Here is a 17,667-nt window from a genome sequence, read left to right on the forward strand (position 1 = left end):
TGGAAGCGTGGCGACACGTGAAGCTGACGGATACTAATCGATCGAGGACTTAACTAACAGGATGCAGCTTGATGGTTCTCTTATTTAGTTTTCAGGGTGCAAAGCTTTAAAAAACCTCTTGCATTTTGAATTAAAAATGCTTATAATGGTTTCTGTGCTTCATTAGGATAAAAAATAGCATAAGGTCTGGTGGCGATAGCGGAGAGGACACACCTGTTTCCATGCCGAACACAGCAGTTAAGCTCTCCAGCGCCGATGGTAGTTGGGGTTTGACCCCTGCAAGAGTAGGATGCTGCCAGGCAATACAAAAGGGCTGACCTTTAATGGATCAGCTCTTTTATTTTTAGGTTAAATTTAGCTTTATCTCACGAACTGCTGATTTTACAGCCATGCTTACTGCTGAAATGAATGCAAATGACGTTACATATAATATAATCATATCCCCTTATAACTATGCCTTTTTAATATTCTGTTAGCACTGCGGTATATCACAGTTTTATATCTGCTTTTGTGAATGGCAGTATACTATTAATTTCTGTAAAGGGAATGATCGAGTATGATAAGCTTTCTGGATGAATTTGTTGAAGGTGATTTGGCAACTCTTATGATACGTCTTTTAAGTGCCTTAGTTTTATCCGGTTTAATCGGGTTTGAAAGGGAATTAAAAAATCAGTCAGCCGGTTTCCGGACACATATATTGGTCGGAGTCGGTGCGTGTCTTATGATGCTTTTATCTATATATGGATTTGACAGATTCATTGGTGCTGACGGTAATATACGGTTTGATCCAGCACGTATTCCTTCCTATGTTATTAGCGGTATTGGATTTTTAGGTGCAGGAACCATTATTGTGCATGGCTCGACGATCAGAGGATTAACAACAGCCGCCTCGATTTGGACAGTTGCTGGTCTGGGCTTGGTTGTGGGTGCTGGTATGTACTTCGCTGCCGTGTTCACAACACTGATTATTTTATTGAGTCTGATATTTCTAAATAAATTTGAAAAACGCTTTCAGCGGCACTATTCTTATTTAATTGAAATTGCGGCGCTTCCAGGATTGCAAATTAATCATGTTGTTTCAATTTTTGAATCCTACTCACTTACGATAAAACACGTGGAAATAGAGCGGATTTCTGACGATGTCCGTCATATTGTTGTGAAAATCGAATCGGAGAAACAATATATGGAACAACTTGCTTTGTTTGAAGAAATTTCGAAACTTGCCTATGTTAAAAGTATATCTGAACGACGCTGACCGCTCATATTTGAACGGCAGATTTTAATCTCTGTAAGCCGGTATGATATCATATACGAGATGATTAAAAGAGGCTGGGACATAACGAAAACGACTAACTCAAGCGTCGAACAATGCTCCGATTCAGCCGAGGAAAAAACGGAGACGCCTGCGGGAGCATAGGATAGGTGAGACCCCGGAGCTCGCCAGCTTGATGAGGGTCATGAGCCGCCCGCGGAGAAGATGTCATTTTCCGGAGCGGTTCAGTCACGCAAGCAGTTCGTATTTTTGTCCCAGCCGCTTCTTCAGTTTAATTAATGCCCCGGGAGGATTCTTTATACGTATGAAACCTCTATCTGTGGCTGATGTTTCTTTCTCAATAGACACTTTCGTAACTAGTGTGAGATAGAAAAAGGCCTGTTTGACTTCTTCGTTTATCCAGTGTTTCATTTTAGTTGTCATTGTCTAAAATAAGGGTAGGCTATCTCTTGCATCTCTGTGCACATATCGTATAATGGATGTATAGTCAAAGTTAGTCAAAGTCAAAATCATACCAATTCAAATCTTATCAAACCGGTAAACGATGAGTCATAAGATGAGAGGAGAAGGGTCAATGCGTAACATTTCGGATATCATCGAACAGCATTTGAAACAAATATTGGAGACGGCAGGTAAAGATGTGGTTGATATTAAACGGAGTGAACTTGCTGAAGAATTTCAGTGTGTTCCGTCACAAATTAATTATGTGATTAAAACCCGTTTTACGATGGAAAAAGGGTATAGTGTGGAAAGCAAGCGTGGCGGTGGCGGCTATATTCGGATCAAGCGTGTTAAGCATCAGGACAAAGCGGAATTAATCGATGATATTATTGGAATGATTAACCCGACTGTTTCTCAGCAGGCAGCAGTGGATGTTTTGGAGCGTCTGCTTGAAGAAGAACTGGTAACACAGCGCGAGGCCAACATTATGCTAAGTGCTATAAAGCGGGAGACGATTGCCTTTCAGCTGCCTGTGCGGGATGAGGTGCGTGCACGCCTTTTGAGCTCAATGCTTGCAACGCTTAAGTATCTAAACAAATAAGTGAGGAGGACACCATATGGAGTGCCAGGAATGCCACAATCGTCCGGCGACACTCCGTTTCAGCCAGGTTATTAATGGCGAGAAAACGGATGTCTATGTCTGTGAAATCTGTGCCATTGAAAAGGGCTATATGAGCTATCCTGACGAGGGGTATTCACTGCATCATTTATTATCCGGATTATTCGGCACCACTTATGACAATATCCAAACGGCATCCGATTCACAGACAGAGGAAACGCAGTGCTCACAATGCGGAATGAAGCTTTCACAATTTAAACGAGTTGGGAAGTTTGGCTGTCCAGCATGTTATGAAACTTTTTCGGAGCATCTGGATCCTATTTTCCGCAGGGTTCACGGCGGTAACACGACACATCACGGAAAAATTCCGGCACGTATTGGCGGGACAATCCGTATTAAAAAAGAAGTTGATGCTTACAAAGAAGAGTTGCAGCGCTTAATTCAAAATGAGGCATTTGAGGAAGCGGCTGAAGTCCGGGATAAAATTAAGGAATTAGAGGCACAAACGCGGGGTGATGATGCGTGACACTGCAGCAGTTTATGAATGAGGCAATCAGTCCATGGATGCGTGAGGATGGTCCTGACAGTGATATTATTCTGAGTACACGAATCAGGCTGGCCCGGAACTTTGCTCAGTATACATTTCCGATTATGGCCGATGAAGATGATTTGACGCATATCAGTGATTTTATCCAGCGGGAATATGAGAACCAGTCATTTCAGGATTACCATGACTTTGCTTTTATGCCTATTGAAGACTTGTCATCGACCGAACGACGTGTCCTGGTTGAAAAGCATCTGATCAGTCCGCATTTAGCCAAACAAAATCAGGCATCGGCTGTGCTTATTTCTAAAAATGAGCAGGTATCCATTATGGTGAATGAAGAAGATCATCTGCGCATACAACTTTATTCACCTGGATTTCAGCTGAATCATGTTCTTACAAAAGTGTCTGAACTGGATGATTGGCTTGAGGAAAAGATTGATTATGCTTATGATGAAAAACACGGCTATCTAACAGGCTGTCCGACCAATGTTGGGACCGGGATGCGAGCATCGGTTATGATGCATCTGCCTGCTCTCTCGCTGACGAATCAGCTCAACCGCATGGTGCCGGCTATTAATCAGCTGGGCCTGGTCATTCGCGGAATTTACGGAGAAGGCAGTGAAACGACTGGCAATATTTTTCAAATCTCCAATCAGATAACGCTTGGGAAATCAGAAGAAGATATTGTCGCAGATTTGCAGAGTGTTGTCAGTGAACTGATCGAACATGAGCGAAAGGCGCGGCACTACACCATGAAAGAATCAGGTACACAACTTGAGGACCAGATTTATCGTTCATATGGTATATTAGCCTACAGTCGGATTATTGAGTCGAAGGAGGCTGCTCAATGTTTATCAGACACCCGTCTCGGCATTGATTTGGGGATTATTGAAAATGTTTCCCGTACGATATTAAATGAATTAATGATTCTGACACAGCCCGGATTTCTGCAGCAATACGCCGAAAAAAATCTGACGCCGAGTGAACGGGATGTGTTACGGGCATCGCTCATTCGGGAACGCATACAATTAGAAGTGTAGCGAGGAGGAAAAATGATATGATGTTTGGACGTTTTACTGAGCGTGCACAAAAGGTACTGGCCTTATCTCAGGAAGAGGCCGTCAGACTTGGACATAATAACATCGGCACAGAACATATTTTATTGGGACTCGTCCGCGAAGGCAGTGGCATCGCGGCTAAGGCCCTTGAGTCGCTTGAAGTGGAAGTAACGAAGGTTCAGGAGGAAGTGGAGAAACTCATCGGCACAGGCAGTCAGCCAATGCAGACGATTCATTATACACCGCGTGCTAAAAAGGTTGTGGAATTGTCACAGGATGAAGCACGCAAACTGGGTCACTCTTATGTAGGAACAGAACATATTTTGCTTGGTCTGATTCGTGAAGGTGAAGGTGTGGCTGCACGCGTCCTGAACAATCTGGGCGTAAGTCTTAATAAGTCCCGCCAGCAAGTGCTTCAGCTTCTGGGAAGCAATGAGTCACAGGCAGGACGGCAGGGACGCGGTGCTCAGTCATCGAATGCCAGCACACCAACACTTGACTCATTGGCACGTGATTTAACTGAGAGTGCCAAAAGCGGTGATGTCGATCCAGTAATCGGCCGCAGCACGGAAATTCAGCGGGTTGTTGAGGTCTTAAGCCGTCGGACGAAAAATAATCCCGTCCTGATCGGTGAATCCGGTGTCGGTAAAACGGCGGTAGCAGAAGGACTTGCCCAAGAAATTGTCAATCATGAAGTACCGGAGATATTGCGTGGCAAACGTGTGATGACACTTGACATGGGGACCGTTGTTGCCGGAACGAAATACCGCGGTGAATTTGAAGACCGGCTTAAAAAAGTGATGGAGGAAATAAGACAGGCAGGCAACGTCATATTGTTTATTGATGAACTCCATACACTGATTGGTGCAGGTGGTGCGGAAGGCGCAATTGACGCCTCCAATATTTTGAAACCGGCTCTTTCTCGGGGTGATTTGCAATGCATTGGGGCAACGACACTTGATGAGTACCGGAAATATATTGAAAAAGATGCTGCCCTTGAACGCCGGTTCCAGCCCGTACAAGTTGATGAGCCAACCTTGAATGAAACAACTCAGATCTTAAAAGGACTGCGTGACCGCTATGAAGCCCATCACCGTGTAACGATCACCGATGATGCTATCGAAGCGGCAGCCAATTTATCCGACCGGTATATAACTGACCGCTTCCTTCCTGATAAAGCGATCGATCTGATTGATGAAGCAGGTTCAAAAGTGCGCCTGCGTTCCTATACAGTACCATCCAATTTAAAAGAACTGGAACAAAAGCTTGAGGACGTGCGGACTGAAAAAGAATCTGCTGTGCAGGGTCAGGAATTTGAACGGGCTGCTTCATTGCGTGATTCTGAGCAGCGTCTGCGCGAAGAAGTCGATGAGACCAAAAATGAATGGATGGAGAAACAGGGGCAGGAAGATACAGAAGTCGTGATGGAGGATATTGCAAGAGTTGTTTCCGTTTGGACGGGTGTGCCGGTTGAAACGATGACAAAAGACGAAAGTGAGCGGCTGCTGAACCTGGAGGATACCTTGCATAATCGGGTTATCGGTCAAGAAGAGGCTGTTAATGCGGTTGCTAAAGCGATTCGCCGAGCTCGTGCTGGATTGAAGGATCCGAAGCGTCCAATTGGCTCATTCATATTCCTTGGCCCGACTGGTGTTGGAAAGACAGAGCTTGCCAGAGCGCTGGCTGAAGCCATGTTTGCTGATGAGGAATCGATGATCCGTCTTGATATGTCTGAGTACATGGAAAGACATTCTACATCGCGCTTGGTAGGTTCGCCGCCCGGCTATGTCGGTTATGAGGAAGGCGGCCAATTGACTGAGAAGGTACGGACAAAACCTTATTCGGTCGTCTTGCTGGATGAGGTGGAAAAAGCGCATCCAGAGGTCTTTAATATTTTACTGCAAGTGCTGGAAGACGGCCGCCTGACGGATGCGAAAGGCCGTGTTATTGACTTCCGCAATACAGTTCTTATTATGACGTCGAACGTCGGGGCTGATGAACTAAGACGGAATAAATACGTCGGTTTCACTTTGGATAACGAAGAGCAGGATTATCAGAACATGAAAACGAAAGTGACCGATGCCCTGAAAAAATCCTTCCGGCCTGAATTCCTGAACCGGATTGATGAAACCATTGTGTTCCACTCTCTGGAAAGAAAACATATGAAATATATTGTTAATCTGATGGTGAAACAGCTGCAAGAACGTTTGAAGGAACAGGACATCGAATTTTCCCTGACGGATAAAGCAGTGGAGAAAATCGCCAACGAAGGATTTGATCCGGAATATGGTGCACGGCCTCTGCGCCGGTCTATTCAGAAAAACGTTGAGGATCTGCTTTCTGAAGAGTTATTAAAAGAGAGCTTTAAAAAAGGTGAAAAAGTCAAAGTCGGCCTGAATAATAAAGGCGAATTTACAGTTTTAACTTAAAAAGTAATGCTATGAATCATATGTGTGTCATAAAAAAGCTGAAAGGCCTTTACCTTTCAGCTTTTTGCTTCACGCATCCAGCTTGGGCAAATGGTACAATGGCATGTATGGAATAATTATGGAACAGACTCTATATATTTGATAGACGGGTGTAATTAACATTTGGGCTCATTCGTTTATACTAGAGGATACGAAGGGGAAGGATATTAGTGGCTAAACGCAAAACGACTTACGTTTGTCAGGAATGTGGTTATGAATCTCCCAAATGGATGGGGAAATGCCCCGAATGCGGCAGCTGGAATTCGCTTGTCGAAGAGCTTGAGGCATCTTCTGCGTCGCGCGGACATACGATAGGCAGGGATCATCAAGCCACCCAGCATCCGGAGAGCATTACAGCAGTGGAAATGCAGAAGGAGCCTCGCATGACGATTGCCATGGAGGAGTTTAACCGTGTTCTCGGCGGCGGGATTGTTCCCGGCTCTCTGGCTCTTATTGGAGGGGATCCGGGCATTGGCAAATCGACGCTGCTGCTGCAGATTTCTGCGCAGTTGGCTGATCAGCAGCTGCCTGTTTTATATATTTCCGGTGAAGAGTCTGTCCGGCAGACAAAACTGCGGGCTGATCGTCTCGGCATCAATACGGAATTATTGTATGTGTTAGCTGAAACGAATTTAAGGGACATTGTTTATCACATTGAGCAGACGAATCCTGCGCTTGTTATCATTGATTCGATCCAGACAACTTATCGTGAAGAAGTAACAAGTGCGCCAGGGAGTGTTTCGCAAGTGCGTGACAGCACCAGCGAACTCATGCGTATTGCTAAATCAAAAGGCATTCCGATTTTCATTGTTGGTCATGTTACCAAAGAAGGTGCGATTGCCGGGCCGCGGATGCTGGAACATATGGTGGATGCCGTTCTTTATTTTGAAGGTGAGCAGCACCATACGTATCGCATTTTGCGCAGTGTGAAAAACCGCTTTGGCAGTACGCATGAAATGGGTATATTTGAAATGAAAGAAGAGGGCTTGCGCGAAGTCATGAATCCGTCGGAAATCTTTTTAGAGGAGCGGTCGCAGGGAGCTGCCGGTTCAACCGTTGTTGCATCGATGGAGGGAACGCGTCCTGTACTTGTCGAGATACAGGCATTGATATCAGCGACCAGTTTCGGCAATCCAAGGCGAATGGCTACCGGCATTGACACGAATCGGGTGCCGCTATTGATGGCCGTTTTGGAAAAACGCGTCGGAATGATGCTGCAAAATCAGGATGCTTATATTAAAGTGGCAGGCGGGGTTAAGCTTGATGAACCCGCGATTGATTTGGCTGTAGCTGTCAGTATCGCTTCAAGTTTTAGAAATCAGCCGACAAAACCAGAAGACATCATTATTGGAGAGGTTGGTTTGACTGGGGAGATAAGAAGGGTGTCCCGGGTAGAGCAGCGCGTTCAGGAAGCGGCTAAACTGGGTTTTAAACGTGTTATCTGTCCGCAGAATAATCTGGAGGGCTGGACACCGCCTGATTCGGTTGAAATTGTGGGGGTTAACTCCGTGCAGGAAGCTTTAGAGGCTGGGATAGAACATTAAGTGATAATAGCTCACAATGATTTTTTAGGACTTATACAGTTTTTTCCATTATGTAGTATGAATACATGGTTTGACACCTGATATTAAATATACTATAATATTATGCTATTTAATTGACTGACAAATTTAACTATGATAAACTTTATATGACATTATATATTTTATTCACCATAGGACGATTATTTTAGCGAAAGTAGGCAATAATAAATGACAGGAGGTGAACAGTGGTGCTAAAAAAGGTTGTTCATTTATTTTTTATCATAAGTGGCGGTACCATTGGATTTTTGTATATTCCGGATATAGTTCATTTATTGGATTTCACGGATGAAACATGGGTTGCATCCCCATATATAGGCATGGCTGCAGGTGCAATAATTTTATTTATCCTGTCTTATTTTATAGCAGGTTATATTGTCGGATTTTTACGCTGGGTGGAAGAGGCGCTGATCAAAGTGCCCGTTGGTGATTTGTTATTCGGCGGTTTAGGTTTGATTGGCGGTTTGGTGATCGCTTATTTGGTTACTATTCCACTGGCAAAAATTAATATCTATATCGTGTCACAGGTTTTGCCGCTATTTATCACAATTTTACTGGGTTATTTAGGGTTTCAGGTAGGCTTTCGCCGCCGTGACGAACTTATGAATCTGCTAAACCGTAAAGACCGTGAGAAAAAGCGCGGTTCTGAGTCTGAGAATAACGCAGCTGAAAGTGATGCAGCACCCGCGAAAAACGCGAGAGGGCCTAAAGTCAAAATTCTGGATACCAGCGTTATTATTGATGGGCGGATCGCTGATATTTGCCAGACCAGTTTTCTGGAAGGAACGATTGTTATTCCGCAATTTGTTTTGGGTGAACTGCAGCATATTGCTGACTCATCCGATGTACTGAAACGAAATCGTGGCCGCCGCGGACTGGATATTCTGAACAAAATTCAAAAGGAATTACCGGTACCGGTAGAGATCTATGAAGGTGATTTTGAGGATATTCCTGAAGTGGACAGCAAGCTGATTAAACTGGCTAAAGTCATGGACGGCATTGTTGTTACGAACGATTTCAACTTAAATAAAGTCTGCGATTTGCAGGAAGTGCCTGTCTTAAACATTAATGATTTGGCGAACGCGGTTAAGCCCGTTGTTCTTCCGGGTGAGGAATTAACGGTGCACGTGATTAAGGACGGCAAAGAACATAATCAGGGTGTCGCCTATCTTGATGATGGTACGATGATCGTTGTTGAGGATGGCCATGGTCATATTGGCAAGAAAATTGAGGTGCTGATAACGAGCGTCCTGCAGACATCAGCGGGCAGAATGATCTTTGCCAAGCCTAAATTACTTGAAAAAGCGCAGTAAAAACGGTATAACGTATAGAGAGAATAAAAAGTGATAACTTGGACGTTATCACTTTTTATAGTCCGTGAGGGCAGGACTTCACAATAGTTATCAATCTTAAAGACGAATCATATTAAGATAGCGGAGGAAGTCCTATCCTCAATCTGGAATCATAAATCAAATTATTCACAGAAGGGATGAGCACCAGCATGGCAAATCAGGTCCGTGTACGATATGCACCCAGCCCGACGGGGAATCTGCATATTGGAAACGCGCGCACAGCACTATTCAATTATCTATATGCCCGGCATTTTGACGGGACGTTCATCATTCGGGTAGAAGATACAGATGAAAAACGGAATGTTGCCGATGGTGAAAAAAGTCAGATGACTTATTTGAAATGGCTCGGTATTGATTGGGATGAAGGTCCCGATGCCGGTGGTGATTATGGACCCTACCGGCAGATGGATCGTCTGGATATCTATCAGAAATATGTTGATGAGCTGCTTGAAAGAGGACTGGCTTATAAATGCTATATGACTGAAGAAGAATTGGAGCAGGAACGCGAAGGGCAGCGTGCCAGAGGGGAAGTCCCGAAATACTCTGGAGCCCATCGTGATTTAACAGACGAACAGAAGGCTCAATATGAACAGGAGGGCCGTGAGCCAAGCATCCGGCTGCGGGTTCCTGATCAGCAGACGTATACATTCATGGATATTGTGCGAGGCAATATTTCGTTTGAATCAAGTGATTTTGGCGACTGGGTCATCGTTAAGAAAAATGGAACACCAACTTATAACTTTGCGGTGGCAATTGACGATCATCTCATGGGAATCACTGATGTGCTGCGGGGTGAGGAGCATATTTCCAACACGCCTAAGCAGCTGATGATCTATGAAGCATTTGGCTGGGAACCGCCAAAATTTGGCCATATGACTTTGATCATGAATGAACAGCATAAAAAATTGAGCAAGCGTGATGAGCATATTATGCAGTTTATTGAACAGTATTACAATATGGGTTACTTGCCTGAAGCGCTGTTTAATTTCATTACCTTGCTGGGCTGGTCCCCTGAAGGTGAAGAAGAGATATTCACTAAAGATCAGCTGATTGACATCTTTGATCCAGAACGACTGTCAACTTCTCCAGCCGTTTTTGATCAGGATAAACTGAAATGGATGAATAACCAATACATTAAGAATGCCGATACAGACAGGATCATTGAATTGACGCTGCCGTATCTGATTGAAGCCGGTTGTCTGCCGGAAAGGATGGATGAGGAGACACGGCAATGGGCAGAGAAATTAATTGCTCTGTATCAAAAGCAGCTCCAGTACGGCGCGGAAATTGTTGACTTAACGGATTTATTTTTCAGAGGGTCCGTCAGTTATGATGATACAGCTATGGAGGTGCTGCGGCAGGAACAGGCGCCGGAAGTTCTCCAGGTGTTCACGGATAAGGTGATTAATCTTGATACCTTTGAGAAAGACACGATTCAGCAGCAGATTAAAGCAACCCAAAAAGAGACAGGCCATCGGGGTAAACGGCTGTTCATGCCGATTCGTGTGGCGACAAGCGGACAGACGCACGGACCGGAACTGCCGCTTGCAATTGAGCTTTTAGGCAAGGATACGGTCGTACAACGCCTGGATAACCTGTTAAAACAGCTGGGAGCCTAATCAGTTCACATTTGGTCTGAAATATCATATAGTGAAGACACAACGAAAGTCCGCAACTGCCATTGTTTTGCTAATTTCAAATAAAAAGCGTTGACAGGGAGAAGTAAAAGCGGCCATGCTTATGCAGAGAGAGTCATCACCGGCTGTAAATGATTCTAAGCATCGCTTTGAAATGCACCCTGGAGCCCGTTATGGAACGAGAGTATATAACGGCGGCACTCTGCCGTTAACAGAGCCTAAGCTGGGAGATATGTATCATTTTCCAAGCAGAGTGGAACCGCGTTTTAAGCGTCTCTGTGTAGTCTATACACTAAGACGCTTATTTTTTATGAAACAATCAGGGTGCTCTTTGCAGGCGGCTTGCTTAATCAATTATGAGATAGGGGGGACCCGTAAAATGGGGCTGTTCAAGCGTATGAAGGAAGATATGAATGCTGTCTTTGATCAGGACCCGGCAGCAAAGTCTTATATCGAAGTGTTTCTCACTTACGCCGGGCTGCACGCGATATGGTTCCATCGTCTAGCACATTTTTTCTTTAATCACCGCTTGTTTTTCATCGCACGGGTGATTTCCCAGATCAGTCGTTTTCTGACGGGAATTGAAATTCACCCGGGCGCAAAAATTGGCCGGAAGCTGTTTATTGATCACGGAATGGGCATTGTTATTGGTGAAACGAGTGAAATTGGCGATAATGTCACCTTGTTTCAGGGTGTGACACTGGGCGGCACAGGCAAAGAAAAGGGGAAACGGCATCCAACTATTAAAGATAATGCAATGATCACTACGGGAGCCAGGGTGCTTGGCAATATCACTATCGGCAACAGTGCGAAAGTCGGCGCCGGTTCGATTGTTTTGCAAGATGTTCCTGACCATTCGACTGTCGTCGGTGTCCCTGGCCGTGTTGTCGTCCAAAATGGTGAAAAGGTGAAGAAGAATCTGGACCACCAAAAACTCCCTGATCCTGTATCCGATCGCTGTGATAAACTGCAGCAGGAAATTGATATGCTGAAAGAAGAAATTGAACAATTAAAGGGAAGGAAGTGACGTATAATGGCCATCACCATTTATAATACGCTGACACAGGAAAAAGAGCTTTTTAAGCCAATTGAAACTGACAGCGTACGCATGTATGTTTGTGGCCCGACCGTCTATAATTATATTCACATCGGCAATGCCCGGCCAGCGATTGTATTTGATACGGTCAGACGCTACTTTGAATATAAAGGCTATGATGTAACATACGTGCTGAATTTTACAGATGTTGACGATAAAATCATCAATGCTGCGAACGAGCGGAATGAGCAAGTGCCGGATGTGGCCAATAGGTTCATTGATGCCTACCTGGCGGATATTGAGGCTCTCGGGGTTAAACAGGCAACTTACAATCCGCGTGTGACAGAAACGATGGATGACATTATTCATTTTATCAGCGGTCTTATTGATAAAGGCTACGCTTATGAAGTCGATGGTGATGTTTACTTTAAACCGCGTTCGTTTGCTGATTATGGTAAACTTTCGCATCAGTCGATTGATGAATTGCGATCGGGTGCCCGCATCCAGGTTGGTGAGAAAAAAGAAAACCCGCTGGACTTCGCTCTCTGGAAACAAGCAAAAGACGGTGAAATTGCCTGGGATTCGCCGTGGGGCCAGGGACGTCCCGGGTGGCATATTGAATGCTCAGCTATGGCTGAAAAATACCTCGGTGAAACCATTGATATTCATGCGGGGGGGCAGGATCTGGCATTTCCGCACCATGAAAATGAAATCGCTCAGTCAGAGGCTATGAATGACGAAACGTTTGCTCATTACTGGATGCACAATGGGTATATTAATATTGACAATGAAAAAATGTCCAAATCACTGGGCAACTTTGTGCTGACCAAAGACATGATTGCTCAGCACGATCCGCAGGTTATCCGGTTTTTCATGCTGAGTGTTCATTATCGCAATCCGATTAATTTTAGTGATGAACTGCTTCACAGTGCAAAAAACAGTCTTGACAGGATTAAAAATGCCTATGACAATTTGGAGCACCGGAAACAATCAAGTATGAATCTGGAGCATTCTGCTGAATGGTTCACACTGATAAATGATTTGAACCAGACGTTTGAAAAAGCAATGGATGACGACTTCAATACAGCAAATGCGATTGCAGTCCTATTTGATCTTACGAAAGAGGCTAACCGTTATCTGGAGGAAAAACATACAGCACACGACGTGATTGAAGCGTTCCAGACAGGTATTACAACTATTTTGGATGTTTTGGGCATCCAGCTGGAGGAAGAAAATCAGCTGCTTGATGCGGATATTGAGGCACTGCTGAATGAACGCTCAGAGGCCAGGCGAAACCGTGATTTCACCCGGGCAGATGTCATACGGGATCAGCTGAAAGCGAAGGACATTATACTTGAGGATACGCCTCAGGGAACCCGGTGGAAGCGAGCAGACCATGATGCCTGATGCTAAACAGATGAAAAGCCTGGCGCTTGCCTATATGGGGGATGCGGTTTTCGAAGTCCATATACGAGAGCATTTGTTAGAAGCCGGGCAAGTCAAACCGAATCAGCTTCATAAAGAAGCGGTTACTTTTGTGTCAGCAAAAGCACAGGCAGCTGTCATTCGTCATTGGCTGGAAACAGGTGAATTGAGTCGTGAAGAAGAGGCGGTTACGTCCCGGGGGCGCAATGCCAAATCCGGGACGATTCCTAAACATACAAATGTCCAGACGTATCGTTATAGTACAGCTTTTGAGGCGTTGATTGGCTACCATTATCTGCAGGGGAACCAGGACCGCTTAACTGAACTGCTGGAAAAGGCTGTAGCTTTTATTGAAGGGAGGAAATCTGACAATGGAACAGGAAATCATTATAGGCAAGAATCCGGTTATTGAAGCATTGGAATCCGGTCGGTCCGTCAACAAAGTCCTTGTATCGGAACAGTTGAACCGGTCCTTTATCACAAAACTGCAGCATATGAGCAAAGAGGCAGGAACCGTTCTGCAAAAGACACCTAAAAAGAAATTGGATCAGCTGGCATCCGGCAGCCATCAGGGTGTTATCGCCTATGTGGCGGCTCATGCTTATGCGGAGCTGGACGATTTACTGGACGAAGCTGAGAGAAGACACGAAGATCCCTTTTTAATTGTTTTAGACCAGCTGGAAGACCCGCATAACCTGGGCGCTATTTTGCGGACAGCTGACGCTACTGGTGCGCATGGTGTGATTATTCCGAAGCACCGTTCTGTTGGACTGACTGCAGCAGTCGCTAAAACAGCGGCTGGAGCTGTGGAGCATATCCCGGTTGCCCGTGTAACGAATATTGCCAGCACACTGGACGAATTGAAAAAGCGAAATACCTGGGTTGTTGGCACAGAGGCGAATGGCCATGAAGACTACCGGATGCTGGACGGCTGTTTGCCGATTGCCCTTGTTATCGGTAATGAAGGCAAAGGAATGAGCCGGCTTGTAAAAGATAAGTGTGACTGGACGGTGAGCCTTCCGATGCAGGGTCACGTGTCGTCACTGAATGCTTCGGTAGCGTGCAGTCTTTTATTGTACGAGGTTTATCGCAAAAGGTTTCCAGCGGGTGTTTAGTCATGGATGTTTTAGTAGTGGATGGCTATAATATCATTGGCGCGTGGGAGGAATTAAAGCAGTTAAAGCTGCAGGATATAGGACAAGCACGTGACAGGCTGATTGAACTTCTCGCTGACTATAAAGCATACACTGGTATGCGGGTAATTGTTGTATTTGATGCCTATTATGTGAAAGGGCTCGCGAGCAAACTGAACAGCTATGAGATTGAAATCATTTACACGAAGGAAAATGAAACAGCTGATGAATGCATCGAGCGAATTGTGACAGACCTTAAAAACGTTATTAATCACGTTTATGTTGCTACCTCAGATTATGCCGAACAGCGGACGGTTTTTGGACGTGGAGCTTTGAGAAAATCTGCGAGGGAACTCTATATCGAATTGAGTGATATTGACCAGGAAATAGAGCAGCAGATCGAACACCAGCAAGACAAACGGCCGCAAATTAAAATCCCTCTCAATCAGGATGTTTTGGAAACATTTGAAAAGTGGCGGCGGGGAGATACGTGACGTCCGCAAGCTGTGCTGTGTCTCGCGAAATAGTCGCCGGCCCCAGCTGCAGATTTACATGGGAAAAGCTAAACAGCAGCGATTCTATGGATTCTATGTTGACTATTAGGAAGCGCTTACTGTATAATACGCCTAAATGGTTAAAGGGCAGTCAGGGGGTCTTGCTTGGTGGGTGTCAATCTGATAGAAACAGATGATCGGCCGGAATCGCTGGGTGATGATGACTTAATCTGCTTAATCCACTGGGGTGATGTCGAAGCGCTGGACATCCTCATCAATAAATACATGCCTTATGTGAAAGCAAAGGCACGGACTTATTTTATTATTGGCGCTGACAGAGAAGACATTGTGCAAGAGGGCATGATTGGTCTTTACAAGGCAATTCGTGATTATGATGGGGACAAGCTTTCTTCATTCAAAGGGTTTGCTGAACTCTGTGTCACCCGTCAGATTATTACAGCTATCAAAACTGCCACACGACATAAACATACACCTCTCAATTCATATGTGTCATTGGACAAACCTCTCTATGAAGAAGACTCCGAACGGACCCTGATGGACGTTATAGCAGGATCTGAAGTCTTTGACCCGCAGGAACTGCTTGTGAGTCAGGAACGATTAAGTGACTTGCAGGAGAAATTATCTAAATTATTAAGCGTTTTAGAAAAGAAAGTGCTCAATCTGTATATGGAGGGGAGTTCCTATCAGGAAATCTCAGTTGAATTAAGACGGCATGTCAAATCCATTGATAATGCGCTGCAGCGAATCAAACAAAAATTGGAACAGCTGCTGGAAACGCCGGAAGCGGGAGATAACACAGCTCGTTGACACAGAGTGTGGGACATGCTAAATTAGTATAAGTGAAAAACCCTGTTATGGGGTGATACGATGACTGAACGTATTGCTTTGGCGTGTGCGGTATGCGCCAGCAGAAATTATACGACAAGCTCCAATAGAGCCAGGCAGTCTGAACGTCTGGAAACACGGAAATATTGTAAAACGTGCGGCGTGCACACATGGCATCGTGAAACCAAATAAGTGATCGTTTTCGGCAGAATTTGGGGGGAGACGAGCAGTGAAAATCGTAAGCTTCTTTAAAGACGTTTCCAGAGAAATGAAAAAGGTCACCTGGCCAAAACGCCAGGAATTGACAAGCTATACTATTACGGTTTTGACAACAGTTATTTTTGTGGCTGTATTCTTCGCGATCGTTGATATGGGTATTTCACAAATCGTGAATTTATTTTTCTAACGTTATTTTATTGAATAAACATGTTATGATTATGCTATAATAGTATATGATAGACTTAGATAAAAAACCCGAGGCCTCGGGTTTTTTAATATGCAGCCATGATGCTGACGCTATTTATTACGCAAGGGAGGGAAGGGCAGCTAATTGTCCTATTGACATGGAAAAAAACTGGTATGCCATTCATACGTATTCCGGCTATGAGAATAAAGTTCAGTCAAACTTGGAAAGACGTGCTGAGTCAATGGGCATGGAGGACAAAATCTTTCGTGCAATTGTCCCGGAAGAGGAAGAAATTGAAATTAAAAACGGTAAGAAAAAGACAGTTAAGAAGAAGTTTTTCCCTGGGTATGTTCTGGCAGAAATGGTTATGACTGATGATTCCTGGTATGTTGTAAGGAACACACCAGGTGTGACAGGCTTTGTCGGATCAAGTGGCCAGGGGACGAAACCGACACCTATTCTGTCGGATGAAATTGATTCTATATTAAAACGCATGGGCCTCGCAGAACCAACAACGCAAGTCAATTTTGAAATAAACGAAAATGTGCGCGTAACAGATGGTCCGTTCAGTGACTTTACTGGTGCGATCGAGCATATCGACACAGACAAGCAAAAAGTAAAAGTTCACGTCACGATGTTTGGCCGCGAGACCCCGGTCGAATTGGACTTTTCACAGATCGAAAAACTATAATGGGATATCCGTATCCGGCATGTAAGCAATAACTCATGTTAAGTGTTGAAAAAGAGATGTTCAGCAAATAATCTCGCATGAGGTGCGAAAAAACTTGCATTATTTGCCGATACATGCTAAAATTCCTTTGTTATTTACCGTCGCTGCAGTATGGGGACTGGTAATGCTTGAGTGGGAGGGGAATACCCTATTACCACATCACGGACTTTAAGGAGGTGTGTCTCGTGGCTAAAAAAGTAATCAAAGTTGTTAAATTGCAGATTGAAGCAGGTAAGGCCAACCCAGCGCCGCCAGTAGGACCAGCATTGGGTCAGGCTGGTGTCAACATTATGGGATTCTGTAAGGAATTTAACGCACGCACGCAAGATCAGGCTGGCATGATTATTCCTGTTGAAATCACGGTGTTTGAAGACCGTTCATTTACATTTATCACAAAAACACCGCCTGCTGCAGTGTTATTGAAGAAAGCAGCCGGAATTGAAACCGGATCTGGCGAAGCAGTGCGAAATAATATTGCTTCAGTCAAGCGTGAGCAAGTGCAGGAAATTGCGGAAACGAAAATGCCTGACTTGAATGCGGCTGATTTTAATGCAGCTGTACGTATGGTTGAAGGAACCGCACAGAGCATTGGTCTTGAAATTAAGGACTAAATGCCAGTTCG

Annotated in this window: 19 protein-coding genes, 1 rRNA gene and 1 other annotated feature; of the genes, 19 read left to right on the top strand and 1 reads right to left on the bottom strand. The window is 44.7% G+C overall.

Features of this window, described 5'->3' with window-relative positions; all coding sequences use genetic code 11:
• The first annotated feature begins 185 nt into the window (after nucleotides 1-185).
• Nucleotides 186-301, top strand: a 5S ribosomal RNA gene (gene rrf / locus ACFQU8_RS05160).
• A gap of 255 nt (nucleotides 302-556) precedes the next feature.
• Nucleotides 557-1,255: an MgtC/SapB family protein gene (locus ACFQU8_RS05165; protein WP_382358131.1), complete on the top strand. Its 699-nt coding sequence runs from the start codon at nucleotides 557-559 to the stop codon at nucleotides 1,253-1,255.
• Between the two features lie 246 nt (nucleotides 1,256-1,501).
• Here ACFQU8_RS05165 and ACFQU8_RS05170 read toward each other — a convergent pair whose 3' ends face one another.
• Nucleotides 1,502-1,684, bottom strand: coding sequence for a hypothetical protein (locus tag ACFQU8_RS05170; protein ID WP_382358132.1), 183 nt, complete (start codon nucleotides 1,682-1,684; stop codon nucleotides 1,502-1,504).
• A gap of 163 nt (nucleotides 1,685-1,847) precedes the next feature.
• Between ACFQU8_RS05170 and ACFQU8_RS05175 the strand changes: the two genes are divergently transcribed.
• The 17 genes from ACFQU8_RS05175 to rplK all read left to right on the top strand — a co-directional run bounded on the left by ACFQU8_RS05175 (nucleotide 1,848) and on the right by rplK (nucleotide 17,656).
• Entirely contained in the window at nucleotides 1,848-2,315 is a 468-nt protein-coding gene (locus ACFQU8_RS05175; RefSeq protein ID WP_382358133.1) for a CtsR family transcriptional regulator, read from the top strand.
• A gap of 16 nt (nucleotides 2,316-2,331) precedes the next feature.
• Complete coding sequence (locus ACFQU8_RS05180; RefSeq protein WP_382358134.1) at nucleotides 2,332-2,859, top strand: UvrB/UvrC motif-containing protein; 528 nt, start codon at nucleotides 2,332-2,334, stop codon at nucleotides 2,857-2,859.
• Nucleotides 2,856-3,920, top strand: coding sequence for a protein arginine kinase (locus ACFQU8_RS05185; protein WP_382358135.1), 1,065 nt, complete (start codon nucleotides 2,856-2,858; stop codon nucleotides 3,918-3,920). The genes ACFQU8_RS05180 and ACFQU8_RS05185 overlap by 4 nt, the downstream gene beginning before the upstream one ends.
• Before the next feature lie 17 nt (nucleotides 3,921-3,937).
• A complete protein-coding gene (locus ACFQU8_RS05190) occupies nucleotides 3,938-6,367 on the top strand; it encodes an ATP-dependent Clp protease ATP-binding subunit (protein ID WP_382358136.1) in 2,430 nt (809 codons plus the stop codon).
• Between the two features lie 209 nt (nucleotides 6,368-6,576).
• A complete protein-coding gene (gene radA / locus ACFQU8_RS05195) occupies nucleotides 6,577-7,950 on the top strand; it encodes a DNA repair protein RadA (RefSeq protein ID WP_382358137.1) in 1,374 nt (457 codons plus the stop codon).
• 227 nt (nucleotides 7,951-8,177) lie between these two features.
• Nucleotides 8,178-9,299, top strand: a complete 1,122-nt coding sequence (locus ACFQU8_RS05200) for a PIN/TRAM domain-containing protein (RefSeq protein WP_382358138.1) — start codon at nucleotides 8,178-8,180, stop codon at nucleotides 9,297-9,299.
• Nucleotides 9,300-9,487: 188 nt separating this feature from the next.
• Complete coding sequence (gene gltX / locus ACFQU8_RS05205; RefSeq protein WP_382358139.1) at nucleotides 9,488-10,957, top strand: glutamate--tRNA ligase; 1,470 nt, start codon at nucleotides 9,488-9,490, stop codon at nucleotides 10,955-10,957.
• An 81-nt stretch (nucleotides 10,958-11,038) separates the two neighbouring features.
• Nucleotides 11,039-11,256, top strand: a binding site (T-box leader).
• Nucleotides 11,257-11,354: 98 nt separating this feature from the next.
• Nucleotides 11,355-12,002 carry a serine O-acetyltransferase gene (gene cysE / locus ACFQU8_RS05210; protein ID WP_382358140.1) on the top strand — a complete coding sequence of 216 codons (648 nt, stop codon included), beginning with the start codon at nucleotides 11,355-11,357 and terminating at the stop codon, nucleotides 12,000-12,002.
• A 6-nt stretch (nucleotides 12,003-12,008) separates the two neighbouring features.
• A complete protein-coding gene (gene cysS / locus ACFQU8_RS05215; protein ID WP_382358141.1) occupies nucleotides 12,009-13,418 on the top strand; it encodes a cysteine--tRNA ligase in 1,410 nt (469 codons plus the stop codon).
• Nucleotides 13,411-13,848, top strand: coding sequence for a Mini-ribonuclease 3 (locus tag ACFQU8_RS05220; protein ID WP_382358142.1), 438 nt, complete (start codon nucleotides 13,411-13,413; stop codon nucleotides 13,846-13,848). Before cysS ends, ACFQU8_RS05220 begins: the two co-directional genes overlap by 8 nt.
• On the top strand, nucleotides 13,808-14,551 hold the full coding sequence (gene rlmB, locus ACFQU8_RS05225; protein WP_382358143.1) for a 23S rRNA (guanosine(2251)-2'-O)-methyltransferase RlmB: 744 nt from the start codon (nucleotides 13,808-13,810) through the stop codon (nucleotides 14,549-14,551). The genes ACFQU8_RS05220 and rlmB overlap by 41 nt, the downstream gene beginning before the upstream one ends.
• 2 nt (nucleotides 14,552-14,553) lie before the next feature.
• Nucleotides 14,554-15,063: an NYN domain-containing protein gene (locus tag ACFQU8_RS05230; protein ID WP_382358144.1), complete on the top strand. Its 510-nt coding sequence runs from the start codon at nucleotides 14,554-14,556 to the stop codon at nucleotides 15,061-15,063.
• 168 nt (nucleotides 15,064-15,231) lie between these two features.
• The gene (gene sigH / locus ACFQU8_RS05235; protein WP_382358145.1) at nucleotides 15,232-15,891 is read left to right on the top strand and encodes an RNA polymerase sporulation sigma factor SigH; all 660 of its coding nucleotides are present in this window, start codon (nucleotides 15,232-15,234) and stop codon (nucleotides 15,889-15,891) included.
• 60 nt (nucleotides 15,892-15,951) lie between these two features.
• Nucleotides 15,952-16,101, top strand: coding sequence for a 50S ribosomal protein L33 (rpmG, locus tag ACFQU8_RS05240; RefSeq protein WP_382358146.1), 150 nt, complete (start codon nucleotides 15,952-15,954; stop codon nucleotides 16,099-16,101).
• Between the two features lie 37 nt (nucleotides 16,102-16,138).
• Nucleotides 16,139-16,315, top strand: coding sequence for a preprotein translocase subunit SecE (gene secE, locus ACFQU8_RS05245; protein ID WP_382358147.1), 177 nt, complete (start codon nucleotides 16,139-16,141; stop codon nucleotides 16,313-16,315).
• Nucleotides 16,316-16,472: 157 nt separating this feature from the next.
• On the top strand, nucleotides 16,473-17,006 hold the full coding sequence (gene nusG, locus ACFQU8_RS05250) for a transcription termination/antitermination protein NusG (protein WP_382358148.1): 534 nt from the start codon (nucleotides 16,473-16,475) through the stop codon (nucleotides 17,004-17,006).
• 224 nt (nucleotides 17,007-17,230) lie between these two features.
• A complete protein-coding gene (rplK, locus tag ACFQU8_RS05255) occupies nucleotides 17,231-17,656 on the top strand; it encodes a 50S ribosomal protein L11 (RefSeq protein WP_382358149.1) in 426 nt (141 codons plus the stop codon).
• Nucleotides 17,657-17,667: the final 11 nt, after the last annotated feature.

Origin of the sequence: Lentibacillus kimchii, from assembly GCF_042666895.1 — a bacterium.
Taxonomy (GTDB): Bacteria; Bacillota; Bacilli; order Bacillales; family Amphibacillaceae; genus Lentibacillus; species Lentibacillus kimchii.